We start from the raw sequence: 25394 nt of genomic DNA, 5'->3' as shown, positions 1-25394 counted from the left end.
GGGCTTGTGAGCCGTAGACGTGTTGTTATTACCGGTTTGGGCATCATCAGCCCTGTGGGTAATTCTGTTAGCGAGGCTTGGACAAGCCTGACCCAAGGCAAATCTGGCATTTCGACCATTAGCAGGTTCGAAACAGAAGCGCTGACTGCAAAAATCGCCGGCGAAGTCAAAGGCTTCGACGTGGCCGAATACATTCCAGGCAAGGAAGCCGCCCGCATGGACACGTTTATCCATTACGGTTTGGCCGCTGGTATTCAGGCATTCAAAGATTCCGGTCTTGAAGTGACCGAACAAAATTCTGAACGAATTGGCGTGAGCATTGGCTCAGGCATTGGCGGTTTGCCAATGATTGAAGACACCCATTCCGATTTGATCAACAAAGGCTATCGCCGCATTTCTCCGTTCTTCGTTCCGGGTAGCATCATCAACATGATTTCCGGCCACATGTCCATTATGTATGGCTTGAAGGGTCCGAACATTGCCATGGTGACTGCCTGCACCACGGGAACCCACTCCATTGGTGAGGCTGCACGCATTATTGAATACGGTGATGCCGATGTCATGATTGCTGGCGGGGCCGAGTCAACTGTGTCTCCGCTGGGTATTGGTGGTTTTGCGGCCATGCGCGCCTTGTCAACCCGAAACGATGACCCCACAGCGGCGAGTCGCCCCTGGGACAAGGACCGGGATGGTTTTGTGCTGGGCGAGGGCGCTGGTGTACTGGTGCTTGAAGAATACGAGCATGCCAAAAAACGTGGCGCAAAAATTTATGGTGAAGTTGTGGGTTACGGCATGAGTGCCGACGCAAGCCACATGACTGCCCCCTGTACAGACGGCGACGGCGCAGCGCGCTGTATGAAAGCCGCTTTGCGCAACGCTGGCATGAATCCCGACGATGTGGACTACGTGAATGCGCACGGTACATCGACCCCATTGGGCGATGTGGCTGAAACCATGGCAGTGAAGCGTGCCTTGGGTGATCATGCTTACAAAACAGTCGTGAACTCAACGAAAAGCATGACGGGACACCTTTTGGGTGCTGCTGGCGGCATCGAGGCTGTGTTTACGGCGCTGGCAGTTCACAACCAGATTTCTCCGCCTACGATCAACCTGATTGAAGCTGGTGAGGGCTGTGACCTTGACTACTGTGCGAACACGGCCCGCGAAATGAATATTAAGCTGGCTTTGTCTAACTCCTTTGGCTTTGGCGGTACCAACGGTACTTTGGCCATTGCACGGGTGTAACGGGGCGCTCCTTGTCAAACACACGGTCGGGCAGCATGTTGAATGAATTCACATTCGCTGCCCGAGTTGTATCTGCTTCGCTCAAACCTCAGCGGCTTGTGTTCACATTCACTTCCGAAAGTGATTGCAATGCGCATGTCAAATTCGACCCTCGCTTTTTTCTATGTGCCTCAACATCCACGGGCAGTGAGCACCACATGGTCTCCTTTTACCGGGCTTGGGTTTTACCGTTCGGCATATTCCTGTTTATGGAACAATCCGCCTTGCTGAAAGCCAAGGTGGTGTTTGTGTCTGCGTCTTCGCTTGCATTTCGGCCATTGTGTGTTGTGGCATGTCGACTTCAATCTCATGAAATCGCAGAAAAACCGTCACTTTCCAGCTACTTTTGGAGGATGAATGTCCTCCGATAAAGACGATGATCTATTGATCGTTCAACGGGTTCAGGCCGGTGACAAGCTTGCATTCAACTTGTTGGTGAACAAGTACCACAGGCGCGTGGCGCGCTTGCTCACCCGCATGGTTCGCAATCAGGAAGACATCGAAGATGTGGTTCAGGAAACCTTTATCAAGGCCTACAGGGCCATTGGTAATTTTCGGGGTGACAGTGCCTTTTATACCTGGATCTACCGGATCGCGATCAATACAGCAAAGAATTTGTTGGTCACGCAGGGGCGGCGTCCTTCTACCCTGAGAGAATCAAATGACGGGGACAGTGAAACTTTTGAAGACAATGCTGCTCTTAGTAACATTGATACGCCGGAATCGCTTTATCAGACCAAGCAAATCGGAGAGGCGGTCAATGAGGCCATGGCTGCGTTGCCTGAAGAGTTGCGGTCCGCAATTGTCATGCGCGAGATCGATGGCCTGAGTTATGAAGAGATTGCCGCGGCAATGGATTGCCCAATTGGTACGGTTCGATCACGAATCTTCCGTGCCCGAGAATCCATTGCAGCAAAAATCAAACCTTTGTTGGAACCCAAAGGCAGCAAGCGTTGGTAAATCGGTGAGTGTGCAAATGAACAGAAACGAACAAATTTCCGCGATGTTGGATGGCGAGCTTGATGAAGTCGAGCTTAAATTCCTTCTCAATGCCATTGGTGCCGAAGAGGCCCAAACCTGGCAGGGCTATTGCGCTGTGAGCGACTTGATTCGTTCGAGCGAGATGATTGCGTTTCACTCTCCGGATTTGCTTGCACGGATCGAATCCAGTATTCAAAATGAACCGACCGTGATCGCGCCAGTACTGGCCGCTCAGCTTGAGCGCCAAACCGCATTGCAACGCGTGTTCACAGCCAGCCGCTCGCGTCGCTTGCTGGCATCGATGGCCGCTGTGGGTTTTTTCAGCTTTGCGCTTAATCAGGCTATTCCGCCTGTGGACAGTCAGGTGCAAATGGTACGAACACAAGCCATCGAGAATACTTTCACTGACGCAGAACTCGCGCTGTGGCAAGAATATTTTATGGCCCATCAACAAAACAGCATTCGAGGCGGATTGTCTGCTGTGTCTCCGATGGCCCGGGTTGACGCAGAACGCCCAATGCTGGACAACACCGAGCGGGTTATCGTTAATAATTCGGGTGCAGGTGAGTGGATGAATGTGTGGGAGCCTTCTCCCCACAGCACAGACCCCACTGTGCGATTTAACTATGTTTCTTCCAGCCGCTAAGTGACATTGAACCCATGAAGATGTACCGCCCGTTTCACTTTGCCAAACATGTTGCAACCGGCGTATTTTTGGCCTCGGTGGCTTTTTCCGCGCAGGCTGAACAAAGCCTTTGGAACTTGGTATGGGCCAGCCACGATCAAGCCAAGTCGCTCAGTTACTCTGGTTTGTTGATCACAGAATCAGGTAAACATTCTCAAACCAGCAAATTGCTGCATCAAGCCACAGCTGGCGGGGAATTTGAAGTACTTGAGCGTCTGGATGGCCAGCCTGCCAAATGGATTCGGCACAATGATCAAATTCAATGTGTCATTCCCGATCGCAAAATGATTCTTACCGAAAGGCGTCACACTTCGATTGCGTTCCCTCGGGTATTTGCAGGCGCAGACGGTTCAAATTCCCTCGAGAAGTTTTACACGATCAGTGAGTTGCCGGGGCGTCGCGTTGCGGGCAGGGCTGTTCGGGTGTTAAAGCTGGTGCCCAAAGACGATTTGCGTTACGAGTACCGCCTGTACGTTGATCGTGAGAATAAACTTTTAATGCGATCTGAATTGTATTCTCCGCAGGGAGAAATTCTTGAAAATGTCGGTTTCAAGGAAATTTCCTTTGAACCTTCGCTCGTTGAAAATCCGGCTTTGGTCAAAGCAGGGCCTGGTTGGCGAATCAGTAGTACCGAGGTGCGCACCTTAAGCTCTGCTGAATTGATCTATGATTTACCCGATCTGGCGTTTGGATTTAAAAAGGCGGACACTGTTTGTCGTGTGAAATCCAAAGACGATCAAATTCATCAAACGGTTTACTCCGATGGTCTGTCGACTTTGTCGGTATTTGTTCAGAAAGTTCAGGCTGGTCATTCGATGCCCCAAGTGCCCATGAGCCACGGGGCCGTCATGTCCAAGTCTGAGACTCAGGGAGAGCACCTGGTCACCGTACTGGGTGAGGTTCCCGAGAAAACCTTGGGACTTTTTCTGAAGTCCATTCGTTGGAAATCTCAATAACAAGGAAATTTTTAAATGAGATCTGAAGTGTTGAATTCCCGAAATATTGTAGTGATGGCCTTTTTTTTGCTGGCCACGGTGTTTTTTGCCTGGTCAGTGCCAGCCCACGCGCAAACCACCTCACGCGGCTTGCCTGACTTTTCCGATTTGGTAGACCGAGTGGGTCCTGCAGTGGTGAATATTCGAACCACGCAAAAGGTTAGTCAAAACCCTCAGGGGTTTCCTGGTTTTCCAGGTATGGATCCCAATGATCCATTTTTTGAGTTTTTCCGCAGATTCATGCCTCCCGGCACGCCAATGCCCGGGCAACCTGGCCAGGCTCCACGTGGTGGGCAACAGGCCCCTGAGCGTGAAGTACCCAGTGGCGTCGGTTCAGGCTTTGTAATTGATTCAGACGGTTATCTGCTGACGAATCACCATGTCGTAGACGGCGCTGAATCGATTATTGTGACTTTTCCGGACAAGCGTGAATTCAAGGGCAAAGTGATCGGATCGGACCAGCGTACCGACGTGGCGTTGGTGAAAATCGAGGGTAAAAATCTTCCATTCCTGAAAATCGGAAATGTCGCCAACACCAAGGTGGGTCAATGGGTCGTGGCAATTGGTTCGCCTTTTGGTCTTGAAAACTCGGTGACGGCAGGTATTGTTAGCGCCAAGGGGCGTGACACTGGCGAATATTTGCCCTTTATTCAAACCGATGTGGCGGTGAACCCGGGCAATTCCGGTGGCCCCTTGCTGAACCTGGATGGTGAGGTCATTGGTATCAACTCCCAGATTTACAGCCGTACTGGCGGTTTCATGGGCATTTCTTTCGCGATTCCAATTGATGAAGCCATGCGTGTGGCCAAGCAGCTGCGCGACACGGGCAAGGTAAGCCGTGGTCGAATTGGTGTGGGTATTGGCGAAGTTGATAAAGATGTGGCCAAGGCCTTGGGTCTTGATTCTGCAATGGGCGCCTTGGTTGGGTCTGTGGGCAAAGACAGCCCGGCTGACAAAGCAGGTGTGATTGCGGGTGACATTATCTTGCGATTTGACGGCAAGAAGGTCGAGAAAGCTTCGGACTTGCCACGTATCGTGGGTGAAACGAAACCAGGCAGCAAGGTTAATATGGTTTTGTGGCGTAAGGGCGCTGAGAAATCAGTGTCGATTACTGTCGGAGAATTCGAGAACGAAGCCGCGTCACCAGCAGCTGCGCCAGTCGAGAAACCCAAGCCAGTCGAATCTGACAAGTTGGGTTTGACTGTGACCGATCCCACAGCTCAGGAAAAGTCTGCACTGAACCTGACAGGTGGTGTGGTGGTTCGCAATGCTGTTGGCATGGCCGCGTCTGCCGGCATCGTTGCTGGGGATGTAATTTTGCGTATAGGCCGAACTGATATCACTTCTGCCAAGCAGTTTGCTGATTTGGTGAAGGCGATTCCAAAAGGGCAAGCGGCGCCCATGTTGGTGCGTCGCGGTGAAAACTCTTTCTTTGTGGTGCTGACACCCTGACCATTACTTCCGAACAACTCGGCAGGCCTTGCGAAATATGCTGTAAAGCAAGGCCTGATCGGGTAAAATGACACGTTACCGAAATTTCCAGGGGGCCAAGAAGCCCCCTTTTTAATGATGCAAATGCAGCACATACGCAATTTTTCGATCATCGCCCACATTGATCACGGGAAATCTACGCTAGCCGATCGCCTGATACACAAATGCGGTGGCTTGAGCGATCGGGAAATGGATTCTCAAGTGCTTGATTCCATGGACATTGAGCGGGAGCGTGGCATCACCATCAAGGCGCAAACTGCCGCACTGACTTACAAAGCCAAAGACGGCAATACCTATTTGCTCAATTTGATTGACACGCCGGGGCACGTTGATTTTTCTTACGAAGTGAGTCGCTCACTGTCCGCATGCGAGGGCGCATTGCTGGTTGTGGATGCTTCTCAGGGTGTGGAAGCACAAACTGTGGCCAACTGCTACACGGCCTTGGACCTGGGCGTGGAAGTGTTGCCCGTGTTGAACAAAATTGATTTGCCACAAGCCGATCCAGAAAACGCGAAGTCTGAAATTGAAGATGTGATTGGCATTGATGCCTCAGAGGCCATTGCGATTTCAGCCAAAACCGGTTTGGGTGTAGATGAGGTTCTTGAGTTGATTGTCAACAAGGTGCCACCCGCTCGCGGTAGTCGCGATGCACCTTTGCAGGCTTTGATTATCGACAGCTGGTTCGACAATTATGTGGGCGTGGTAATGCTGGTTCGCGTGATCAATGGCGTGCTTAACCGCAAAGACAAGATCAAGTTGATGGCCACGGGTGATACCTACATTGCCGACGATGTGGGTGTGTTTACCCCCAAGTCGGTTGCGCGTGAATCGCTTTCAGCTGGTGAAGTAGGCTACATCAATGCCGGCATCAAGCTACTTGAAAGTGCCAAGGTTGGTGACACGGTTACTTTGGCGGGTAAGCCCGCTGACAAACCCTTGCCTGGTTTCAAAGAGGTGCAGTCGCAAGTGTTTGCAGGCTTGTTCCCTGTTGAATCCAACCAATATGAGGCCTTGCGCGAGGCGTTGGACAAATTGCGCTTGAACGATGCCGCTTTGAATTACGAGCCTGAAGTATCGCAGGCCCTGGGGTTCGGTTTCCGCTGCGGTTTCTTGGGCATGTTGCACATGGACATTGTGCAAGAACGCCTTGAGCGTGAGTTCGACATGGATTTGATTACCACTGCTCCAACAGTGGTTTATGAAATCAAACAGCGTGATGGCACCATTCTGCGGGTGGACAATCCCTCCAAGATGCCTGACCTGAGCAAGGTCGACGAAATTCGCGAACCGATTGTGATTGTGAATTTGTTGATGCCTCAAGAATATGTGGGCTCAGTAATGACCCTGTGTACAGGCCGTCGCGGTACGCAAACCAATATGGTTTACCACGGGCGCCAGGTGCGCATTACGTTCGAGATGCCGATGGCTGAAATCGTGCTCGACTTTTTCGACAAATTGAAATCAACCTCGCGTGGCTATGCCTCAATGGATTATTCCTTTAAGGAATACAGGCCTGCGGACATTGTGAAAGTTGACATGCTGATCAATGGTGAAAAGGTGGATGCGTTGTCGATCATGGTTCACCGCGGCAATGCTGTGTATCGAGGCCGTGCAGTGGCAGGCAAGATGCGGGAAATCATTTCTCGCCAAATGTTTGATGTGGCAATTCAAGCAGCCATTGGCGCCAATATTATTGCCCGTGAAACAGTAAAGGCTTTGCGTAAAAACGTATTGGCCAAGTGTTACGGTGGCGATATTTCCCGCAAGAAAAAACTGTTGGAAAAGCAGAAAGCAGGCAAGAAGCGCATGAAGCAGGTTGGTAATGTGGAAATTCCACAAGAAGCGTTTTTGGCCATTCTCCAAGTGGAAGACAAATAACAATGAATTTTTCTCTGATTCTGTTTTTGCTGGTGTTGTTCACCGGCTTTTTCTATGTGCTTGACGTGTTTGTGTTCAAGCCAAAACGAAAAATGGCGGCAGAGCAAGCGCTTGTCGGCGCAGGCGGGAACACTAATCTGAATGGTGACGCCGAGAAGCGAATTCGCCAGCAATACATGAAGCAGCCATTGTGGCTGGAATACAGCGCAAGCTTTTTCCCGGTTATTTTGTTCGTGTTTGTGTTGCGCTCTTTTGTTGTCGAGCCGTTCAAGATTCCGTCAGGCTCAATGATTCCCACTTTGCTGATCGGCGACCTTATTCTGGTGAACAAATTTACCTACGGTATTCGTTTGCCCATTGTCGACAAGAAGATCATTCCATTGAATGATCCACAGCGTGGAGATGTCATGGTCTTTCGTTATCCACTTGATCCATCGCTTGATTACATCAAGCGTGTGGTGGGTGTGGGTGGCGATGTGGTCGAGTACCGTAACAAAAAGCTGTCCATCAACGGCCAGGCCGTGCCTGTAAAAGAACTGGACAAATATTACGATCCAAATAGTTTTTCGTATTCTCTTCAGTTTCAGGAAACCTTGGGTGGCAAGACGCACCGGATGCTCAACGATGAGGATGCGCCACCGTATGTGATTGGTGCACAGACCTTCAAGAATCGTGACAACTGCAAATACGATGTGACCGGTTTTCGTTGTGTGGTGCCGCAAGGACATTACTTCATGATGGGAGACAATCGGGACAATTCCAGCGACAGCCGTATTTGGGGGTTTGTTTCTGATGAGCAAGTGGTTGGCAAGGCATTTTTGGTGTGGATGAACTTCAATGACTTTTCCCGAATTGGCTTGTTCCATTAAAGCCAGCTGGAGGTATTGAGTGGACAGTTCAAAGTATTCAAATCTTCAGGCTGCATTGGGGTATTCGTTCAAAGATCAGGCGCTGCTGCGGCTCGCTTTGACTCACCGAAGCTACAGCAGCCTCCACAATGAGCGCCTGGAGTTTCTGGGCGACAGTGTTTTAAATTGTGCAGCCTCTATTCTTTTATTTGAAACTCATCCAGACATGGACGAAGGGAAAATGTCGCGGGTGCGTTCGCACCTTGTGAAACAGGATTGCCTGGCCATGGTGGGCCGTAACCTGTTGTTAGACCAGTATCTTTTCTTGGGTGCGGGCGAGCTGCGTAGCGCCAAGGCCATTAAGGACAGCATTATTGCCGATGGACTGGAGGCTCTGTTTGGGGCCATTCTTCTGGACTCCGGTTTTGAAGCGGCTCGCGATTGTGTCATTCGCCTGCTCAAGCCCGTGATGCTTGAAACACCGATTGAGTCCATGGGCAAAGACCCCAAAACCCGCTTGCAGGAATTGCTTCAGGGTAAACGTTTGAAGCTGCCCATTTACCGCGTGTTGGTAGAGGGTGGTACATCGGCTAGCCCTGAGTTCAGTGTTGAGTGTTCAGTGGACGATCTTGAAATTACCAAGGTTGGACAAGGGCACTCCCGCCGGGTGGCTGAACAGCACGCCGCACAAGCGGTGCTTATCGAATTGCTTGAACGGGAGTATTCTGATCCCAATCAAGCCAGCAGGAGGCAATAACATGGCCGAATCAAAATGCGGCGTGATTGCCGTGGTGGGGCGCCCAAACGTGGGCAAGTCCACCCTTATGAACGGAATGATTGGCGAACATTTGTCGATTACGTCCAGCAAGCCACAAACCACTCGTCATCGGGTGCTTGGGGTTATGACTGAGACCATCAAGGACGTGCCGACCCAGTTCATTTTCGTAGACACGCCGGGCTTTCAAACCAAACATTCAAATGCTCTGAACAAGACCATGAACCGTGCCGTGCTCACTGCCTTGGCCGATGTCAATGTCATCTTGTGGGTAATCGAGCAGGGCAAGTTGACCCCGGCAGACATGAAAGTGCTGGAGTTGTGCCCCAAAGGTGTGCCACTTGTGGCCGTGGTGAACAAGGTCGACTTGCTGGAAAAGAAAGCGGAAATGTTGCCTTTTCTTCAGAAGGTGAGTGGGCAACGAAATTTTGATGCGATTGTGCCCCTGAGCGCGCAAACCATTAAAAATCTGGATGCATTGAAGGAAGCTGTTTCTGCTCTGTTGCCAGAGCAGCCCTTCTTTTATGACGAGGACACCTTGACGGATCGCCCCGAGAAGTTTCTCGCGGCTGAGCGCATTCGGGAAAAGCTGTTCCGTTTGGTGGGCGACGAGTTGCCTTACACCTGCACGGTGGTGATCGACAAATTCGAGATTGAGGAAGGTCGTCGGGTTATTTATGCATCCATTCTGGTGGATCGCTCTTCTCACAAAGCCATGATTATTGGCAAGGGTGGGGAAAAACTCAAACGAATCGGCTCGGAGGCGCGCCAGGACATGGAGCGCCTGTTTGGTGGCAGCGTACACCTTGAAACCTGGGTCAAAGTACGCAGCGGTTGGGCCGACAATGCAACCCTGCTTCAAAGCCTGGGGTATGAATAACACGCGATCCAGCACTGATTTTGCTTATGTACTGCACAGCGTGCCGTACAAAGAGACCAGCTTGATTGTAGAGCTGTTTTGCAAAGAGCATGGGCGTTTGCCCGTTGTTGCCAAGGGGGCGAAAAGACCGCACTCGGGCTTGCGTGCTGTGTTGGTCAGTTTTCAGCCACTTTCAGTGCGTTTTGCCGGGAAGTCTGACGTAAAAACCTTGACGCAGGCAGAATGGCTGGGCGGTTTGATGTCGCCTGATGGCAAAGCCTTGTTTGCAGCTTATTACCTCAATGAGTTGTTGATGCGCGGACTGAGTCGGGAAGACACACACCCTGATCTGTTTGATCTTTACCAAAATACGCTTGTTGGTCTTGCCGGCGGCGACGACATGAATGTGTGTATTCGCCAGTTCGAGGTGGGCCTGCTCCAATCACTTGGCTATGCCCTTGATTGGCAGCACGACAGGTTTGGCAATGGGATTGATCCCGATCGTCACTATGTGTGGCTGGATCAGGAAGGCTGGGCTCCCTCGGACGGGGGAGCTGTAAACAATTCAGTGAACAGCAGCGTTGAGCAGCTTGTCCAAGGCTCATGGATTGCTGAAATTCAAAGCGGTCTTTGGTCAAAGTCTGCTGCGAGTGCCTTAAAACCGATTACCCGGAAGCTGTTGGGGACGCACATCGCGCCCAACGGTTTGATGTCTAGAGTCTGGATGGAGCATTTGTTAAGAACATGATTGAACTTGGTGTAAACATTGATCACGTTGCTACGATTCGCCAAGCCCGCAGGGGACATGAACCCGATCCATTGAGGGCTGCCTTGCTTGCGGAGGAATACGGAGCCGACGCAATTACGGTGCATGTGCGCGAGGACCGCCGCCATATGCAAGATGACGATGTGCGCCGCATTCGACCTTTGATCAGTACGCGTATGAACTTTGAGTGTGCTGTGGTCGAGGAAATGATTCGCCTGGTCGAGGAAGTGAAGCCTCAGGATGTGTGTTTTGTGCCAGAGCGCCGGGAAGAAGTAACTACTGAAGGCGGGCTGGATGTGATTGGTGGCTTTCATTTGATCGCGCCAGCAGTTGCCCGGTTGAAAGACCAGGGCATGCGAATTTCACTGTTCATTGACCCGGATATGGATCAAATAGAAGCGGCCTTGAAATGCGGCGCCGATGCGATTGAATTGCACACTGGTCGATATGCTCATGCCGTGGGTTCGGCGGTTGACCTTGAATTGTCCAGAATCAGGAAATCTGCCAATTTTGGTGTGGCGGAAGGTTTAAGGGTCAATGCCGGACATGGCTTGAATTATGACAATGTGGGGCCAGTCGCTGCCATAGAAACCATCTCGGAGTTGAATATTGGTCACAGCATAGTGGCCAACGCGGTATTCATGGGTTGGGAAGGTGCAATCAAGAAAATGAAAGAATTGATGGTTGCTGCGAAGTTAGAAGCGATTCGCCCTCGATAGGGTATAAACAGGTTTAGATGCCTTCATGATCGACGATATTTTAGGTTTGGGCTGCGACATTCTCGAGGTCGATCGACTTGAGGGTTTATTGCGCAAGGGCAGGGACGTTTTTATCAAGCGTGTGCTTACTGTTGCTGAAATTGATGAGTACGAGCGCAGATCTGACAAATCAGCAATTCGGGGCACGCTGTTTGTGGCGACCCGTTATTGTGCAAAGGAAGCTTTTTCCAAAGCCATGGGCACGGGTGTTGGCGCAGATTTTTCATTTCAGGATTTGTCGGTTTTGAATGGTGAGTCTGGCGCGCCTTTTTTGATTTACTCCGAACGCCTGCAAAATTGGTTAACGTCTCGCAGGGCTCATGCAAAAATCTCAATCAGTGATGAAAAAAATTACGTGATGTCCACGGTAATTCTGTTTTCAAAACAATAATTTATATTAAGGAATTCATACAATATGTTAGGTCCATTCATCATTGGTTTAACGGGTTTAACTTTGTCCAGAGAAGACATTGCTCGAATTCAGAACCCGGCTGTTGGCGGACTTATTTTATTTACAAGAAACTTTGAAAGTAAGGCGCAACTTATTGATTTAGTGGAATCAATTAGGTTGAATGGCGGTTTGAACAAACCAGTTTTCGTGGATCACGAAGGTGGGCGCGTACAGCGATTCAGAGATGGCTTTACTGCCATTCCGTCAATGCGGCAAATTGGTCAAAGGGCCGAAACAGATTTCGATGATGCTGTACTTTTGGCCAGAGAAGCCGGCTCCGTGATGGCGGCCGAGTTGCGTGCCTGCGGTATCGACATGAGTTTTGCACCCGTGCTGGATCTTGATTGGGGCAATAGCGAGATTATCGGTAACCGTTCCTTCGGCAAAGACGCAAGAATGGTCTCGCGTTTGTCTTCGGCCTTGATGAACGGCATGGCGCTGGCGGGTATGCAGGCCTGCGGAAAACATTTTCCCGGGCACGGTTGGGTGAGTTTGGACAGCCATTTGGCTTTGCCTCACGATACGCGGCCATTGAATGAAATTTTGAAGGTGGATGCACTGCCTTACCAGTTGAATTCAACCTTGAATATGGCCAGTATTATGCCGGCCCATGTGGTGTATTCCGATGTGGATCCGATGTCCGCCTGTTTTTCAAGCTTCTGGATTCAAGAAGTGCTGCGGGTTAAGTTCAGTTTCGATGGCGCTGTGATTAGTGATGATTTGGACATGGTGGGCGCGCATGGAATCGGTGGCATTCGGACCCGCGCCAGCGCGGCTTTGCGGGCAGGTTGCGATGCAGTGCTGGTTTGCAATAACTTCGAGGACATTGACGCGTTGGTCAACAACCCGGTACCCGAAGTGCATAAAAACATGGAAGTGCGAAACCGCCGTCTAAGTCGACTTCTTTCCGGGCAGTCACTGAATTGGGAAAGTTTGCGCCAAAGCTATATGTACCAGGCCGCGATTGACCGTATTACCAATGCCTGAATAAAAATGTCGTAAAAAAAGCCGCCGAGCATTTCATGCTGGCGGCTTTTTCACAGGCAAGCGCTTACTTTACTTTTGCGCTGGACAACAGTTTGCCCTGATATTCTTCCCACTTGTCATTGATCATTTTCTGCTCAAGTTGAGGGCGAATTTCATCCAGTTTTGGCGGCGTGGCCTGGCGTGTGTCTGCCAACAAAATGACATGGTAACCAAATTGGCTTTTCACTGGCGTTTTGGTGTATTCACCTTTCTTCAGACCCACCATGGCTTGAGAAAACTCAGGCACAAAGCTGTTGGGGTTCGCCCAATCCAGGTCGCCGCCATTGGGGGCTGAACCAGGGTCTTTGGACTTGGTCTTGGCGATTTCTTCAAACTTTCCACCTTTGCCCAACTGGTCGATAATCGCTTTGGCTTCGGCTTCTTGCTCAACCAGAATGTGGCTTGCACGGAATTCGCTGCCACCCATCATTTTGGCGATTTCCGCATACGCGGTTTCAACTTCTTTGTCGGTCAGTTTGGTGTTTTTGTAGAAGTCTTCACGCAGGGCATTGGCCAAAATGGCCTGGTTCATCATTTGAACCTGGTACTTCACTTCGGGACTGCTTCCCAACCCTTTTTTAACTGCTTCCTGCTTCATCACTTCCTGATTGATCAGTTCTTGACGAATGGTGGCGCGCATTTCGGGTGAAGCGGCTTGACCGCGCTTTTCTTGCTCGGTCATGATGAAGTCGACCAACGCGCTGGGGATGGACTGGCCATTGACCACGGCGGCATTTTGGGCATAAACGGGGTTGCCCAGAACCAGAACGGCGGCCAGACAAGTTGCTTTCAGGGTGGTTTTCAACATAACTAAATAACCTTGTGTCTCAAAAAGTTAAAACGATGGGCTTGGCTCGGATCCCGGTGGCGCGTCTTCTGGTTAATCCGTGGTGGATTCCTCAGTGGAATCTATGGCCAAAGCATGGATTTCTTTTTTCATCCATTCTGCCAAAGCATCATACACGAGACGATGGCGCGCTAATGTTCTTAGCCCATTGAAGCGTGCAGACTTCAGCTTGACCCTGTAATGCCTGCCACCTGACTTGGCGCCTTCATGGCCCGCATGCAGGTGCGACTCGTCGATGACTTCCACTTCAGCATCGAGTGCAGTTTCAAGACGTTGCTTGATGTCTTCACTGGTTACCATGGCTTACTTGGCCTCGCTGCTTTGCTTCATGTGCTTGGACATGTAAAACCCTTGTCCAAATACAAATACCAGGGTTGCCCCCAAAGAGCCGAACAATTTGAAGTCGACCCATACATCGGTTGAGAACGAGTAGGCCACCACAATGTTTAGAACGGCCATCACCACGAAAAAGCCTACCCAGGCCCACAACAAATTGACCCAAACATGCGCAGGCAACTCCACCTGACCTTTCATCATGAGTTCAATCGGGTTGCGCTTGAATGCATAGGCAATCAGGAATCCAGCGGCCATGGCAAGGTAAAGCACGGTGGGTTTCCACTTGATGAATGTTTCATTTTGCAAAATAAGGGTGGCCCCACCGAAAACCGCGATCAGGATCAGGCCTATCCATTGCATGTTTTCCACCTTTTTTCCGGTGGATTTCTGATAAATGATTTGCAGAACAGTCGCAAGGATAGCGACCACTGTGGCCAGCAAAATGGGAAGTTGCGCCGTTTGTATTTCAGCATTGGAAATGCTGCCAAGTAGGGGCTCCAGCAAAGACTGGGTTTGTTCAGGATTGCTGCCAGCCCATTTAAAGCTGACGAAGAACAGAACAATTGGTAGGAAGTCGAGTAACAGTTTCATGTTGTAGTGGTGCTGTTGTAGTTATTTATGCGGATGAATCGGATGCAAAGGGCTCGAATGCCAAGCTGACGGAATTGATGCAATAGCGCAAACCCGTGGGCGCAGGACCGTCTTCGAATACATGACCCAAATGCGAATCGCATATTTTACAGGTCACTTCGGTGCGAGTCATGCCATAGCTGCGGTCTACGTGTTCTTCGACATTGTCTGGATTAAGGGGCGCGAAGTAACTGGGCCACCCACAGCCTGAATCGAATTTGGTGTCTGAAGCAAACAAAGGCGTGCCGCAGCAGATACAACGGTAAATTCCCGGCTCATGGTGATCCCAATATTGGCCTGTAAAGGCCCGTTCAGTGCCTTTTTTGCGGGTCACTTCGAAGCTGGTGGGCGTCAGTTCTTCGCGCCACTGTGCATCGGTTTTTACTACTTTTTCAACCATATTCAAGTCTCCGTGATTGTTGCCGCGCGCTAGGACGAGCAACTCAGCACCAATGATTGAGCCCACTCTGGGGGCTGTGCAATGTATTCACTGGGCAATTGTGTTGAATCATACGGGTCAGACAACGCGGCGAATAATCGGTTCACCTCGGAAAACTCACCTTTCTGTGCCTGTTCTATGGCGTGTTGCAGCAAGTGATTTCTTAACACGAAAGCAGGGTTGGTTTGGTCAAGCGTGGCGCGCCAATCTGCGGTGCTTGCCTGTGTGCTGTTGGCCATCTCTAGCCACTGCGCAAGCCATGCGTGGGCATTGTTGACTTGCTGTTCATCACCCAAAGCCAGGGGGAAAAAAGGACTGTTCTGCCACAGGGCGAAATTATCGGCAGCGCCGGCGTGAGGGTCCAATGCCGACATTGATCTAAAAAACCTTGTGAAATCAAGCTTGTGTTCATGCATGAATTTCAAGGTGTTCTCGATGAGTATGTCGATTGGATCGCCTTTCGTGGCTGGCAGGCCTAACTTGGCCGCAAACAAGGCGCTGTGTTCAGCGTGAAATGCATCAGCAAAACCATCCAGCAGATTTTGCAGGGTTTCCTTGCTGTCGGGTATCAACGGGCTTAAGGCCTGCGCCAAGGCATACAGGTTCCAATGGGCAATACGGGGTTGATTGCGGTAGCTGTAGCGGCCCTGGTGGTCGGAATGGTTGCAGATGTGGTCAATATCAAAACCGTCGATGAAACCGTAGGGGCCGTAATCGATGGTCAAGCCCAGCAAGCTCATGTTGTCGGTGTTCATCACGCCATGGCAAAAACCCACGGCTTGCCAGCGCGCTACAGTGCTCGCGGTTCGTTCAATCACCGTGGCCAACCATTGCAACAGGCCAGTGTGAAAACTCGTCTCGGAATCGCCAAGATCGATTTCAGGGTGGTGTTGCTCAATGTGCCAGGTCAACAGATTACGCAATGCATCGAGCTGATTGGTGTAACAGAAAAATTCCACATGCCCAAAGCGCATGAAACTTTCACTTACGCGGCACACCACAGCGGCGGTCTCGGTGGTTTCGCGAAACACGGGGTCGGCGCTGGCAGTCAGGCTGAGGGCACGCGTTGTTGGAATACCCAAAGCCTGCATGGCTTCCGAGGCCAGGTATTCCCGGATGGACGATCGCAATACCGCACGGCCATCGGCGTGGCGAGAATAAGGCGTTGGGCCCGCTCCCTTGAGTTGTAACTGGCGATATTGCTTGCCCTTGCGAATTTCGGCGATCAGCAAGGCACGGCCATCTCCCAGCTGCGGTACAAACTGGCCGAACTGGTGACCACAATACACACTGGCCCGGCTTTGATAACCCGGAAACGGCGTGTTGCCAGACAGGGTGTTGATTCCCTCGGCACTTGCCAAATGCTGGGCGTCTACACCGATTTCCTGGGCCAAGGTGGTGTTCAGGTGCAACAGGCTTGCTTCTGTGCGCAGCGGGGTCGCTGGCACCTCAGCCAGGTAGGGTGCGCCCAAACTTGCGTATTCTTGAACCAAAATAGAATCGTGATTATGAAACAAAGGTCGGTCCTGAAGTATAGTTTCGTTAAACAACCCTACCATTGTAGTCGGGGAAGGTCGCAGAACAAACGTAATACCTGGAGGAGAGAGCGCAAATGCAAGGTTTGATGATGAATATGCCCCTGTTGATTTCATCGGTGATGGAACACGCAGAGCGGCACCACCCGCATGTTGAAGTTGTGTCACGCCGTACGGAAGGCGACATTCATCGAACTACTTACGGGGAAGTGGCCAAGCGAACCAAAAAGCTGGCCAATACCTTGACCAGTTTGGGTGTTCAGCAGGGCGAAAACGTTGCGACGCTGGCCTGGAACGGTTATCGCCACGTTGAAATTTACTATGCAGTGTCTGGCATGGGTGCGGTGGTTCACACCCTGAACCCCCGCCTGTTTCCTGAGCAATTGGTGTACATCATTAACCACGCGAAAGACACCATGGTGTTTTTTGACAGTACATTTGCCCCATTGGTGAAAGCCATTGCGCCTGCTTGCCCCACGGTGAAGCGCTGGGTTCAGATGTGCGATGAAGCCGCCATGCCTGCTGAGCCTGCAGTGGCGGGTTGCCTGAACTACGAGGCGCTGATTAAAGAGGCGTCTGAGCAATTCGCGTGGCCACTGCTCGATGAGAATGCAGCCTCGGGTCTGTGTTACACATCGGGCACCACTGGCAATCCAAAGGGTGCCTTGTACTCGCACCGTTCAACTGTATTGCACGCCATGGCTGCTTGTACGCCTGATGCCTTGGGCTTGAGCAGTCGCGACACCATTCTGCCTGTGGTGCCCATGTTCCACGTCAACGCTTGGGGCATTCCATATATTGCGCTGATGTGTGGCGCAAAAATGGTGATGCCCGGTGGTGCGCTGGATGGTGCGTCTATTTACGAATTGCTGGAAGGCGAGAAGGTGAATTTCTCGGCGGGTGTGCCCACTGTTTGGTTGGGTTTGTTGAATCATGTTCAACAAAACGGGTTGAAGTTTAATCATTTCAACCGAACTGTAATTGGTGGTTCTGCTGCGCCAGCGGCCATGATCAAAACACTGAACAGCATGGGTGTTGAAGTGATTCACGCTTGGGGCATGACCGAGCTCTCGCCATTGGGTACAGTGTGTCGTTTGAAGGCACGGCACCTGGATTTGTCGCTGGAAGAAAAGCAGAGCATCATGCAAAAGCAGGGCACCGCAATTTTTGGTGTGGACATGAAAATTGTCAGCGACGATGGCGAAGAATTGCCATGGGATGGCGAGGCCTTCGGCGATTTGCTGGTGCGTGGCCATTGGGTGATCGACAGCTACTACGGGGGCGAAGGGGCCAAAGCCTTCACCACGGACAAAGAAGGTAAGAAGTGGTTTGCCACAGGCGACGTGTCGAAGATCAATCGCGAAGGTTTTATGCAGATTACCGACCGCAGCAAAGACGTGATCAAGTCCGGTGGTGAATGGATCAGCTCGATCGACCTGGAAAACGTTGCGATGGCTCACCCTGCCGTGCATGAGGCCGCAGTAATTTCGGTTTATCACCCCAAGTGGGATGAACGCCCCTTGCTGGTGGTTGTGCGCAAGCCTGATGTTGAGGTTAGCCGTGAAGAGATGCTGGATTTTTACGAGGGCAAGGTTGCAAAATACTGTTTGCCCAACGATGTGGCTTTTGTGGATGAGTTGCCGCACACCGCGACTGGTAAAATACAGAAATTGAAATTGCGCGAGCAGTTCAAAGACTACAAGTTACCCAACTGAGATTACTCAACCAAACCCAGAGAAGTTTAATGATCAAGCACATCGTATTTTGGCAGTTGAAAGAAGAAGCCCTTGGCAACACCAAGGCCCAAAACATGGCACTGGTGAAGGAAAAGCTGATGGCTTGCGCCAACATCGTGCCGGGTATTCTGGACTTTGAAGTGGCTTTGGGCGGCAAGGGCCTGGAATGCACCTATGACGTGGTGTTGTACTCAACTTTCGAGAACAAGGCTGCATTGGATGCCTATGCTGTGCATCCTCAACATGAGGCCATCAAGAGCTTTATTGGTGAAGTGCGCAGTGCACGCCAGTGCATGGACTACGAGGTTTAAAACAACTTTGTTTCAAGACTTGGGCGGCAGGGGTATTTCAAACCTTTGCCGCCCAATTTCATTTCCGGTCGGGTTAAAGGTCACTTCAGTGAAGTGAACCGTGTTGGTGTTGTCGAGCAAGATCACCGCACTTGATCGTGTGCCGTACAAGGGCGACACAATTTTCACGGAAGACAGCATTTTTTCCCATTCATAAGGCACGCCCGTGGATGGCAGTTCAGTGTCTTCAGCAAGTGCAGTGCAGCCCAGCAAGCCCAACAGAGAGTCCTCAAAAGCTGAGATCGATAGAGAAGTGCTGTGCTTGTCTTGAATCAACTTTCGCACGCCGAATTTCAATGCGCGTGATTTTGGCCAAGGCGCATTCAAATGACCGTTTGAAATACTGTGGTACCCGTCTTCAAGGGCGGTGGTGAATTCAAGGCCGTTGTCGAGCTTCAGGCCTTGGTTGGTGGTGCACTGAAACTTCCGCGTTGCAAGATTGCCGTGAATCAGATTGAACCCTGCAAATGCCAGCGAAGTTTCCCTGCTGGGGGCTGCGCCAGAATCAATTGAATCAAGCACCAACTGCCCGCGTGAAGGCGCTGTGTCGGGCATGTTGAGAGTGCTGTTTCTGACGTTGGTCAGCAGCGCAAATTCGCTGTTGCTGCCTACACCCAGCCAGGTGCCGCCAGACTGCAAGTCTTTCCCTGACCACAGGCAGCCATAGGCTGTGGGCCAGGCCTGTAAGGGCGCGGTAGGGCGGTTGTGAAACTCGTCCCGATTGGCCAGACAGATGAAGGGGTAGTCTGGGTGCGCATCAATTGCAAGCACGGCCAGGCACACTATCCGTTTACCTCGCTGAATAGCTCGATGTGACGGCCGGGATTACTGGGCAGGTCAGCAAAGCAATTGGCAGCCAGGAGTTCAACTTGCGTGGTGAAAGTGCCCAAGGAATCAGAATGACCTGGGTTCGGGTAAATCACTTCCATCAAGGTAAAGTAGGGTTTGTCGGCTTCTTCGCGTTGAAACAATTGCCCATGCCCTAACCCCTGCTCGTGTAAGGCGTGCATTAAGCGTTGGGCACACTGTATTGCCGCACTGATTTCAGTTTTTGGAATACGGTAGTAAATGAATAGCTGGCTGCTCATTCAAACACATTGCCTTTTTGATGCACATCGTAGGGGGGTGCCTGAACCTTCAGTGCCACCACACCCGTGTCGGTTTTTATTGCAAAGGCAGCATCCGCCCGTTCAGCGTCGTCCACAGGCAGTTCAATCAGCAAATGCTGCTGTCCATTGAACTGTACGGCAGTGGCCACCGTGCCGGCGGGGTCATTTTCTTTTCCTTCCAGCCAAACGTCCTGTCCCGCCGTTACTGTGGGCAACGCGCCAGTGCTGGCTTGAAACACACGTCGCTTCACTTTGCCCAAATAATGACTGCGAGCCACGATTTCCTGGCCTGGGTAGCATCCCTTGCTGAAACTCACACCGCCTACCAAATCAAAGTTGATGCCTTGCGGAACGAACATTTCAACCGTGGGCTGCGACACATAAGCGATCCCCAGTTGTTGAAGGGCATATTCAAACTCATCGTCGGCATGGGCTTGGTCAGCTTGCTCACTGGTGGCAACAAGTTGAAAACCAGGTGTGACAGCCCCAATAGCGCGCAGGCTTGCGGTGGCGTGGCCGTGTTCATCCCATTGAACCCGCATGGGCAGGGCGGGGGTTGTGTCGGCCTTGAATGTGACTTGATATTCTGCGGCGCAATCGCGAACCTTGCATTTGCTTCTCAGCACGAACATGCTCAGGCGTTTTACCAATGCGGCCACTGTTTCTTTGCGGCAAACCAAAAATACCTGTTTGCCTTGGCGCAGCATAAAAAAACTGCCCAGCAAGCGACCTTTTGCAGTGCACAGGCCCGCCATGCGCAATTGGCTTTCGGCCATGCCAGCAATGTCGTTGCTGAGTTGTGATTGAAGAAAAGTCACTGCGTCGTCTCCTTCCACGCCAATGACGCTCCAACGCGATAAAAACTGTGCAGACATGCTCAAATCCTCAGTAACAAACAAAACAAACCATGCGGGGAAGTCATGGAAAAACTTTCCCGCTATCATGAACGGCAATCTCCACATTGTAGTGGCTTCTGGTAAGGTCTCGCCTTCCAATAACCCAAGGTGAAGCAAAGTCGTGCGCAAAGGCAAAAAAACGAAGAAGACATCAAAAAAAGCAGTGTCGATATGGCAATCGTTAAAGCGGATTGCCATGGCGGCTGCTCTTTTGGTGTCGGCGATTGTGGTGGGAATTTACTTTGTGCTGAATATGGCCATAGAGCGTAGTCAGCCCCGTGTGGATGCACACGTCAGCAGCGGCCTTGGTGCGCGCGCCATTGCCAATGAGTTGATTCAGCAAGGTTTGGCGGTCAATCCCGATTTGTTTGTGCTGGTGGCGCGCCTAACTGGTAGCGCGGGTCAGTTAAAAGCGGGCCGATATGACCTGCCGGATGGCATCAGCACGCTGGGATTGCTTGATTACCTGAGCAAAGGGCAGGGGGTTTTGAGCAGCGTTTCCTTGGTCGAAGGGCAAACGGCCCGGGCCTTGCTGGCCAAACTGCGCAATCAAACGGATTTGATTGATGATTTGCCTGGAATGGACCACCACGCCATTGCAGAAAAAATGGGACTGGAGGGTTCAAGCCTTGAAGGCTGGATTTACCCGGATACCTACAAATATTCGCCGGGCTCGAAGTTGTCTGAGTTGTTGAGCCGGGCCGCTCGTTTGCAACAGGTTGAGCTTGAAAAGGCCTGGGCACAACGTGATCCGAAAACCCCGTTGAAAACGCCGTATGACGCCCTGAAAATGGCCTCGATCGTTGAAAAAGAAACCGGTTTGGCCAGTGACCGAGGCAAAGTGGCCAGTGTGTTCGTGAACCGGTTGCGTGTGGGCATGATGCTGCAAACGGATCCAACGGTCATTTACGGTGTCGGTGAGTCCTTTGATGGCAACCTGACCCGCAGGCACCTACAAACCGATACGCCTTATAACAGCTACACCCGGGCAGGTTTGCCACCAACTCCAATTGCGAACCCAGGAAAAGCCGCACTGTATGCGGCGGTGAACCCTGACAAAACGCCTTACTTTTATTTTGTAGCCAAGGGTGACGGCGGCAGTTATTTCAGCAAGAATCTGAATGAGCACAACAACGCTGTGCGCAAATACCAACTTGGGCGGTGACTGCTTCATGAAAAAGCACAAACAGGGTTACCTGATCAGCTTCGAGGGTGTGGATGGCGCGGGAAAGTCCTCGCACATTGCCCGGGTCAAGGCACGCCTGGAGGAATTGGGCTTTGAATGCCTGCAAACCCGTGAGCCAGGCGGAACACCCGTGGGCGAGGCCATTCGTGGACTGGTGTTGCACCATGACATGGATGTGAACACCGAATTGTTGTTGATGTACGCGGCGCGCAGGCAGCACATGGTTGAAACAATTCAGCCTGCACTTGATCGTGGTGTTTGGGTAATTACCGACCGGTTTGAGGACAGCAGCTTTGCTTACCAGGCGGGTGCGGGCGGTGCCAGTTGGGAAGATTGCCAACAGTTGAGCAAATGGGCCTTGAAGGGGTTTGAGCCCACATTGACTTTTCTGTTTGATTTGCCTATTGCGGTTTCTCAAAGCCGCATACAGGGCAGGGCGGGGGTCAGTGACAAATTTGAAGAAATGCCAAGCAGCTATTTTGAGGCGGTGCGGGCAGGTTTCATCAAACGCGCTCAGCTTAATCCACGCCGGATCCGCTTGATTGATGCGCAACCACCAGAGTCCGAAGTCGGTGAAACCGTGTTGGCTGAACTGGATAAATTCATGCGAACACATTTGAACCTGGGCCTGGCATGAGCACAGCAAACTGGCTGCGGCGCGCTCAAGAACAGTTGGCGCATTTAATGCAGGCGACCACGGCGCCAATTCTGGTTCACGGGCACCAGCCAAAAGGGCTTTACGAGTTGGTGAACGACTACCTGGCCGCTGTGCTGTGCGAGTCCACTTCCGCTACCAGCAAGCCGTGTATGCAATGCCCAGGGTGCCACATGCGCATGGCGGGCAATCACCCGGATTTGAGATACCTGATGCCGCAGGCCGTGTCCCTGGAGCTTGGCTTTAATCCAGAAGTAAAAAGTGGTGTGAAACCCAGCCAGGATATTCGCATCGATGATGTCAGGGATCTCCAAAACTACTTCAATACGGCTTCTAGCCGTGGCGCCTCGCGGTATGTGGTGGTGTATCCCTTTGACAATATGAACACCAACACAGCCAATGCATTGCTGAAAACGCTTGAAGAGCCAGCCAATGGGCTGCGGTTTGTATTGGTGGGTAGCCGGGTCGACAAACTATTGCCCACAATTCGGTCTCGCTGCCAGGAATTGACCATGCCGATGCCGACAATTTCAGAATGCCTGGCTTGGCTGGAAGTGCAGGGCGTGAACCAGCCCGATGTGGCCTTGGGTGTGGCCATGAATGATCCGTTTGAGGCCTTGAGCCTGGCTCAAACTGCAGCTGATCAAATTGATTTACGCAAAAAGTTTCTGGAATGGCTTTCCAACCCGGATCAACATGCCAACGCACCGGCAGGGCTCGAGAAAGTGGGACTGCCCGTGGTACTTGAATTGGCCATGCGCTTGTGCAGCGACTGCGTGGCGCAGGCCCACGGCCTGAAAGGGAGCAATTTTCCCTGGCTGGCACCCAAATTGATGTGGGTAAAGTCGATCGGTATGGATCGATTCAGTCAACTGTATCAAAGCCTGCAAAAAGAATTTCGATTGGCCAATCACCCAATTAACCCCCGTTTGGCGCTAGAGTATGTGGGGCAGCAGTGGCAAAATTTAACGAAGTAATTCATCGAAGAACTCCATTTTCGGACAGCGCACGCCATGACCAGTAATTTGATGAACAACCCACGCAACAACAAAGAAGCCAGTCGCCCCTGGATGTTGTCCCTGACGTTGGGCGACAAGAATACGGCGCCCAGCCTTTACATGCCTTTTATCAAGGGTGGTGGGGTGTTTGTTGAAAGTGACAAGGAATACAACCTGGGAGATCCCGTGTTTGTATTGCTGACCGTCGGAGAAGAGGCTAAAAAATTTCCAATCAATGGCAAGGTGGTCTGGATTTGCGGGGCCAATGCGCGTGGCGACAAGGCCCAAGGTATTGGTGTGCAATTTCCGAAAGACGACAGCGGAGAAGGTGTGCGGGTGGCAATTGAGCAAATGATTGGTAAAATGCAAAATTCCATGAAAAAAACAGCAACCTTGTAGTGTTTACTGATTCACATTGTCATCTTGATTTTCCCGGTCTGGTTGAGCAGCTCCCAGATATCTTGAGTCGAATGCACGAAGCTCAGGTCAGCCGCGCTTTGTGTATTTCCGTTCAGCTTGAGGATTTCCCCAACGTACTTGCACTTGCTGAAAACCACGCGCAATTGTGGGCCACAGCGGGCGTTCACCCCGACTACGAAGACATTACAGAGCCCACTGTTGAAAAACTGCTGGAGCTGGCCGACCATCCCAAAGTAATCGGTATCGGCGAAACTGGTCTGGATTATTTTCGCTTGAAGGGTGACCTTGAATGGCAGCGTGAGCGCTTCCGGGTGCACCTGCGCGCAGCCAATGTGTGTAAAAAACCCGTGATTGTTCACACCCGTGCTGCGGGTGACGACACGTTGAAAATTCTTGCTGAAGAAAATGTTCAGGGTTGTGGCGGCATTATTCACTGTTTCACTGAGTCACTTGATTTCGCGCGCAAGGCGCTTGATCTGGGCATGTATCTGTCGTTCTCGGGCATTGTCAGCTTCAAGAATGCGGCTGACCTTCGCGAGGTGGCCAGGTTTGCGCCCATGGATCGAATCCTGATCGAAACCGATTCGCCTTACCTGGCGCCGGTTCCTCACCGTGGCAAAACGAATGAACCCAGCTTTGTGCCCCACGTGGCCAAGGTTATTGCGCAAGAGAAGGGCGTTGCCGTGGAGGAGATCGGCATGCAAACATCGGCCAATTTCGACCGTTTGTTTGGTTTTGCGCAAAGTGGAACGGCCTCGGTTTGAGGCGGCGTGCTTTTGTCAGCAGCTTGCTGTTACTGGTGTTGCCTGGTGTTTCGCTGGCCGGTGCCTTTGAAGACTTTTTTCTGGCCATTCAGTTTGATGATGAATCCCGCTTGAAGTCTTTGTTGCTCAAAGGCATGGACCCAAACACAGTGAATGAACAGGGGTTTCCGGCCATTACCTACGGCATGATGCAAGATTCCCCCAATGCGGTGCAGGTGCTGTTGTCTTCTGGCAGATTAAATCCCAATCAACCCGATCGCCGTGGCGAAACGCCCTTGATGGTGGCCTGTACGCTGAATAAAACCGAGTGGGTTGCTGCTTTGCTGGCCAAGGGGGCCACAGCAGGTGAGCATGGCCAGTGGACTGCTTTGCACAATGCAGCAGCTTCAGGCTCGACCGCATCGATAGAGTTGTTGGTGAAATCAGGCGTTTCTGTTGACCTGCTTTCGCCGAATGACACCACGCCCTTGATGATGGCAGCGCGTGAGGGCAGGGAGATGGCTGCCCGCACCTTATTAAGATTGGGCGCGAACCCGGCATTAAAAAACCAGGCTGGCTACAATGCGGCAGGCTATGCCATGAAAGCCGATCGCCAGGAATTGACTTTCGAGATCATGAAAAAAGAAAGGGCGCTGAGGACAGCGCCCTTAAAGCCTAACAAGGCGAATTAAAACATTCGCCTGATTGACGGGTGAA

General features: G+C 51.5%; 29 protein-coding genes. 21 read left to right on the top strand and 8 right to left on the bottom strand.

What is annotated here, in order from left to right; all coding sequences use genetic code 11:
• The first annotated feature begins 6 nt into the window (after positions 1 to 6).
• The 13 genes from fabF (at position 7) to nagZ (ending at position 12758) form a co-directional block, all read left to right on the top strand.
• On the top strand, positions 7 to 1245 hold the full coding sequence (gene fabF / locus P0D43_RS11125) for a beta-ketoacyl-ACP synthase II (RefSeq protein WP_159570421.1): 1239 nt from the start codon (positions 7 to 9) through the stop codon (positions 1243 to 1245).
• A 396-nt stretch (positions 1246 to 1641) separates the two neighbouring features.
• The gene (gene rpoE / locus P0D43_RS11120; protein WP_159570418.1) at positions 1642 to 2244 is read left to right on the top strand and encodes an RNA polymerase sigma factor RpoE; all 603 of its coding nucleotides are present in this window, start codon (positions 1642 to 1644) and stop codon (positions 2242 to 2244) included.
• A 16-nt stretch (positions 2245 to 2260) separates the two neighbouring features.
• Positions 2261 to 2911: a sigma-E factor negative regulatory protein gene (locus tag P0D43_RS11115; protein WP_159570415.1), complete on the top strand. Its 651-nt coding sequence runs from the start codon at positions 2261 to 2263 to the stop codon at positions 2909 to 2911.
• Positions 2912 to 2925: 14 nt separating this feature from the next.
• Entirely contained in the window at positions 2926 to 3906 is a 981-nt protein-coding gene (locus tag P0D43_RS11110; RefSeq protein WP_341237522.1) for a MucB/RseB C-terminal domain-containing protein, read from the top strand.
• 15 nt (positions 3907 to 3921) lie between these two features.
• Positions 3922 to 5397 carry a DegQ family serine endoprotease gene (locus tag P0D43_RS11105; RefSeq protein ID WP_341237523.1) on the top strand — a complete coding sequence of 492 codons (1476 nt, stop codon included), beginning with the start codon at positions 3922 to 3924 and terminating at the stop codon, positions 5395 to 5397.
• 123 nt (positions 5398 to 5520) lie between these two features.
• Positions 5521 to 7314 carry a translation elongation factor 4 gene (gene lepA / locus P0D43_RS11100; RefSeq protein ID WP_159571784.1) on the top strand — a complete coding sequence of 598 codons (1794 nt, stop codon included), beginning with the start codon at positions 5521 to 5523 and terminating at the stop codon, positions 7312 to 7314.
• 2 nt (positions 7315 to 7316) lie between these two features.
• Positions 7317 to 8183 carry a signal peptidase I gene (gene lepB, locus P0D43_RS11095; RefSeq protein WP_394672433.1) on the top strand — a complete coding sequence of 289 codons (867 nt, stop codon included), beginning with the start codon at positions 7317 to 7319 and terminating at the stop codon, positions 8181 to 8183.
• 19 nt (positions 8184 to 8202) lie between these two features.
• Positions 8203 to 8919: a ribonuclease III gene (gene rnc, locus P0D43_RS11090; protein WP_159570403.1), complete on the top strand. Its 717-nt coding sequence runs from the start codon at positions 8203 to 8205 to the stop codon at positions 8917 to 8919.
• Position 8920: 1 nt separating this feature from the next.
• Positions 8921 to 9817, top strand: a complete 897-nt coding sequence (era, locus tag P0D43_RS11085) for a GTPase Era (protein ID WP_159570399.1) — start codon at positions 8921 to 8923, stop codon at positions 9815 to 9817.
• A complete protein-coding gene (gene recO, locus P0D43_RS11080) occupies positions 9810 to 10544 on the top strand; it encodes a DNA repair protein RecO (protein ID WP_394672432.1) in 735 nt (244 codons plus the stop codon). Before era ends, recO begins: the two co-directional genes overlap by 8 nt.
• Positions 10541 to 11281: a pyridoxine 5'-phosphate synthase gene (locus P0D43_RS11075; RefSeq protein ID WP_159570393.1), complete on the top strand. Its 741-nt coding sequence runs from the start codon at positions 10541 to 10543 to the stop codon at positions 11279 to 11281. Before recO ends, P0D43_RS11075 begins: the two co-directional genes overlap by 4 nt.
• A 25-nt stretch (positions 11282 to 11306) precedes the next feature.
• Positions 11307 to 11711 (top strand): holo-ACP synthase, encoded by a 405-nt coding sequence (acpS, locus tag P0D43_RS11070; protein WP_341237525.1) that lies wholly within the window; start codon positions 11307 to 11309, stop codon positions 11709 to 11711.
• A 24-nt stretch (positions 11712 to 11735) separates the two neighbouring features.
• Entirely contained in the window at positions 11736 to 12758 is a 1023-nt protein-coding gene (nagZ, locus tag P0D43_RS11065) for a beta-N-acetylhexosaminidase (RefSeq protein WP_394672431.1), read from the top strand.
• Positions 12759 to 12822: 64 nt separating this feature from the next.
• Here nagZ and P0D43_RS11060 read toward each other — a convergent pair whose 3' ends face one another.
• From P0D43_RS11060 to P0D43_RS11040, 5 genes are all read right to left on the bottom strand, one after another.
• Positions 12823 to 13605, bottom strand: coding sequence for a peptidylprolyl isomerase (locus P0D43_RS11060; RefSeq protein ID WP_341237527.1), 783 nt, complete (start codon positions 13603 to 13605; stop codon positions 12823 to 12825).
• Positions 13606 to 13677: 72 nt separating this feature from the next.
• Positions 13678 to 13944 carry a BolA family transcriptional regulator gene (locus tag P0D43_RS11055; RefSeq protein ID WP_159570381.1) on the bottom strand — a complete coding sequence of 89 codons (267 nt, stop codon included), beginning with the start codon at positions 13942 to 13944 and terminating at the stop codon, positions 13678 to 13680.
• Between the two features lie 3 nt (positions 13945 to 13947).
• Positions 13948 to 14571 (bottom strand): septation protein A, encoded by a 624-nt coding sequence (locus tag P0D43_RS11050; protein ID WP_341237528.1) that lies wholly within the window; start codon positions 14569 to 14571, stop codon positions 13948 to 13950.
• Positions 14572 to 14596: 25 nt separating this feature from the next.
• Positions 14597 to 15010 carry a peptide-methionine (R)-S-oxide reductase MsrB gene (gene msrB, locus P0D43_RS11045; protein ID WP_159570375.1) on the bottom strand — a complete coding sequence of 138 codons (414 nt, stop codon included), beginning with the start codon at positions 15008 to 15010 and terminating at the stop codon, positions 14597 to 14599.
• Between the two features lie 29 nt (positions 15011 to 15039).
• Positions 15040 to 16566 (bottom strand): protein adenylyltransferase SelO family protein, encoded by a 1527-nt coding sequence (locus tag P0D43_RS11040; protein ID WP_341237529.1) that lies wholly within the window; start codon positions 16564 to 16566, stop codon positions 15040 to 15042.
• A 95-nt stretch (positions 16567 to 16661) separates the two neighbouring features.
• Between P0D43_RS11040 and P0D43_RS11035 the strand changes: the two genes are divergently transcribed.
• Together P0D43_RS11035 and P0D43_RS11030 are read left to right on the top strand one after the other, a co-directional pair.
• Positions 16662 to 18299 (top strand): 3-(methylthio)propionyl-CoA ligase, encoded by a 1638-nt coding sequence (locus tag P0D43_RS11035; protein WP_394672430.1) that lies wholly within the window; start codon positions 16662 to 16664, stop codon positions 18297 to 18299.
• Between the two features lie 29 nt (positions 18300 to 18328).
• Complete coding sequence (locus P0D43_RS11030; protein WP_159570366.1) at positions 18329 to 18631, top strand: Dabb family protein; 303 nt, start codon at positions 18329 to 18331, stop codon at positions 18629 to 18631.
• 12 nt (positions 18632 to 18643) lie between these two features.
• Here the strand turns inward: P0D43_RS11030 and P0D43_RS11025 are convergent, their stop codons facing one another.
• The 3 genes from P0D43_RS11025 to P0D43_RS11015 are packed head-to-tail and all read right to left on the bottom strand — an operon-like array spanning position 18644 to position 20654.
• A complete protein-coding gene (locus P0D43_RS11025) occupies positions 18644 to 19441 on the bottom strand; it encodes an NRDE family protein (protein ID WP_394672429.1) in 798 nt (265 codons plus the stop codon).
• Between the two features lie 11 nt (positions 19442 to 19452).
• Positions 19453 to 19758, bottom strand: a complete 306-nt coding sequence (locus P0D43_RS11020; RefSeq protein ID WP_341237532.1) for a DUF4936 family protein — start codon at positions 19756 to 19758, stop codon at positions 19453 to 19455.
• Complete coding sequence (locus P0D43_RS11015) at positions 19755 to 20654, bottom strand: YgfZ/GcvT domain-containing protein (RefSeq protein WP_394672428.1); 900 nt, start codon at positions 20652 to 20654, stop codon at positions 19755 to 19757. Before P0D43_RS11015 ends, P0D43_RS11020 begins: the two co-directional genes overlap by 4 nt.
• Before the next feature lie 217 nt (positions 20655 to 20871).
• Here P0D43_RS11015 and mltG point away from each other — a divergent pair, with 217 nt between their 5' ends.
• Genes mltG through P0D43_RS10985 form a run of 6 tightly spaced genes read left to right on the top strand, consistent with a single transcriptional unit; the run spans position 20872 to position 25369 of the window.
• Complete coding sequence (gene mltG, locus P0D43_RS11010; protein WP_394672427.1) at positions 20872 to 21840, top strand: endolytic transglycosylase MltG; 969 nt, start codon at positions 20872 to 20874, stop codon at positions 21838 to 21840.
• Positions 21797 to 22498, top strand: a complete 702-nt coding sequence (gene tmk, locus P0D43_RS11005; RefSeq protein ID WP_394672426.1) for a dTMP kinase — start codon at positions 21797 to 21799, stop codon at positions 22496 to 22498. Before mltG ends, tmk begins: the two co-directional genes overlap by 44 nt.
• The gene (locus P0D43_RS11000; protein ID WP_159570348.1) at positions 22495 to 23493 is read left to right on the top strand and encodes a hypothetical protein; all 999 of its coding nucleotides are present in this window, start codon (positions 22495 to 22497) and stop codon (positions 23491 to 23493) included. Before tmk ends, P0D43_RS11000 begins: the two co-directional genes overlap by 4 nt.
• Positions 23494 to 23529: 36 nt before the next feature.
• A complete protein-coding gene (locus P0D43_RS10995) occupies positions 23530 to 23913 on the top strand; it encodes a PilZ domain-containing protein (protein ID WP_394672425.1) in 384 nt (127 codons plus the stop codon).
• Positions 23913 to 24698 (top strand): TatD family hydrolase, encoded by a 786-nt coding sequence (locus P0D43_RS10990; protein ID WP_159570345.1) that lies wholly within the window; start codon positions 23913 to 23915, stop codon positions 24696 to 24698. The genes P0D43_RS10995 and P0D43_RS10990 overlap by 1 nt, the downstream gene beginning before the upstream one ends.
• Positions 24695 to 25369: an ankyrin repeat domain-containing protein gene (locus P0D43_RS10985; protein WP_394672424.1), complete on the top strand. Its 675-nt coding sequence runs from the start codon at positions 24695 to 24697 to the stop codon at positions 25367 to 25369. The genes P0D43_RS10990 and P0D43_RS10985 overlap by 4 nt, the downstream gene beginning before the upstream one ends.
• The last annotated feature ends 25 nt before the right edge of the window (positions 25370 to 25394 follow it).

The sequence above is a fragment of the Limnobacter sp. genome, assembly GCF_043511195.1.
Taxonomy (GTDB): Bacteria; Pseudomonadota; Gammaproteobacteria; order Burkholderiales; family Burkholderiaceae_B; genus Limnobacter.
The sequence above is the reverse complement of the archived record's forward strand: the minus strand, read 5'-3'. Positions and strand labels throughout refer to the sequence as shown.

Coding starts and splice junctions, on each gene's coding strand:
- lepB (WP_394672433.1), top strand. CDS start 7,317: ATGAATTTTTCTCTGATTCTGTTTTTGCTGGTGTTGTTCACCGGCTTT.
- recO (WP_394672432.1), top strand. CDS start 9,810: ATGAATAACACGCGATCCAGCACTGATTTTGCTTATGTACTGCACAGC.
- P0D43_RS11105 (WP_341237523.1), top strand. CDS start 3,922: ATGAGATCTGAAGTGTTGAATTCCCGAAATATTGTAGTGATGGCCTTT.
- P0D43_RS11060 (WP_341237527.1), bottom strand. CDS start 13,605: ATGTTGAAAACCACCCTGAAAGCAACTTGTCTGGCCGCCGTTCTGGTT.
- nagZ (WP_394672431.1), top strand. CDS start 11,736: ATGTTAGGTCCATTCATCATTGGTTTAACGGGTTTAACTTTGTCCAGA.
- P0D43_RS11015 (WP_394672428.1), bottom strand. CDS start 20,654: ATGTCTGCACAGTTTTTATCGCGTTGGAGCGTCATTGGCGTGGAAGGA.
- mltG (WP_394672427.1), top strand. CDS start 20,872: ATGGCGGCTGCTCTTTTGGTGTCGGCGATTGTGGTGGGAATTTACTTT.
- P0D43_RS11055 (WP_159570381.1), bottom strand. CDS start 13,944: ATGGTAACCAGTGAAGACATCAAGCAACGTCTTGAAACTGCACTCGAT.
- tmk (WP_394672426.1), top strand. CDS start 21,797: ATGAGCACAACAACGCTGTGCGCAAATACCAACTTGGGCGGTGACTGC.
- P0D43_RS11020 (WP_341237532.1), bottom strand. CDS start 19,758: ATGAGCAGCCAGCTATTCATTTACTACCGTATTCCAAAAACTGAAATC.
- P0D43_RS11050 (WP_341237528.1), bottom strand. CDS start 14,571: ATGAAACTGTTACTCGACTTCCTACCAATTGTTCTGTTCTTCGTCAGC.
- P0D43_RS11115 (WP_159570415.1), top strand. CDS start 2,261: ATGAACAGAAACGAACAAATTTCCGCGATGTTGGATGGCGAGCTTGAT.
- rpoE (WP_159570418.1), top strand. CDS start 1,642: ATGTCCTCCGATAAAGACGATGATCTATTGATCGTTCAACGGGTTCAG.
- msrB (WP_159570375.1), bottom strand. CDS start 15,010: ATGGTTGAAAAAGTAGTAAAAACCGATGCACAGTGGCGCGAAGAACTG.
- lepA (WP_159571784.1), top strand. CDS start 5,521: ATGCAGCACATACGCAATTTTTCGATCATCGCCCACATTGATCACGGG.
- P0D43_RS11110 (WP_341237522.1), top strand. CDS start 2,926: ATGAAGATGTACCGCCCGTTTCACTTTGCCAAACATGTTGCAACCGGC.
- P0D43_RS10995 (WP_394672425.1), top strand. CDS start 23,530: ATGACCAGTAATTTGATGAACAACCCACGCAACAACAAAGAAGCCAGT.
- P0D43_RS11075 (WP_159570393.1), top strand. CDS start 10,541: ATGATTGAACTTGGTGTAAACATTGATCACGTTGCTACGATTCGCCAA.
- P0D43_RS11030 (WP_159570366.1), top strand. CDS start 18,329: ATGATCAAGCACATCGTATTTTGGCAGTTGAAAGAAGAAGCCCTTGGC.
- acpS (WP_341237525.1), top strand. CDS start 11,307: ATGATCGACGATATTTTAGGTTTGGGCTGCGACATTCTCGAGGTCGAT.
- era (WP_159570399.1), top strand. CDS start 8,921: ATGGCCGAATCAAAATGCGGCGTGATTGCCGTGGTGGGGCGCCCAAAC.
- P0D43_RS11035 (WP_394672430.1), top strand. CDS start 16,662: ATGCAAGGTTTGATGATGAATATGCCCCTGTTGATTTCATCGGTGATG.
- P0D43_RS11000 (WP_159570348.1), top strand. CDS start 22,495: ATGAGCACAGCAAACTGGCTGCGGCGCGCTCAAGAACAGTTGGCGCAT.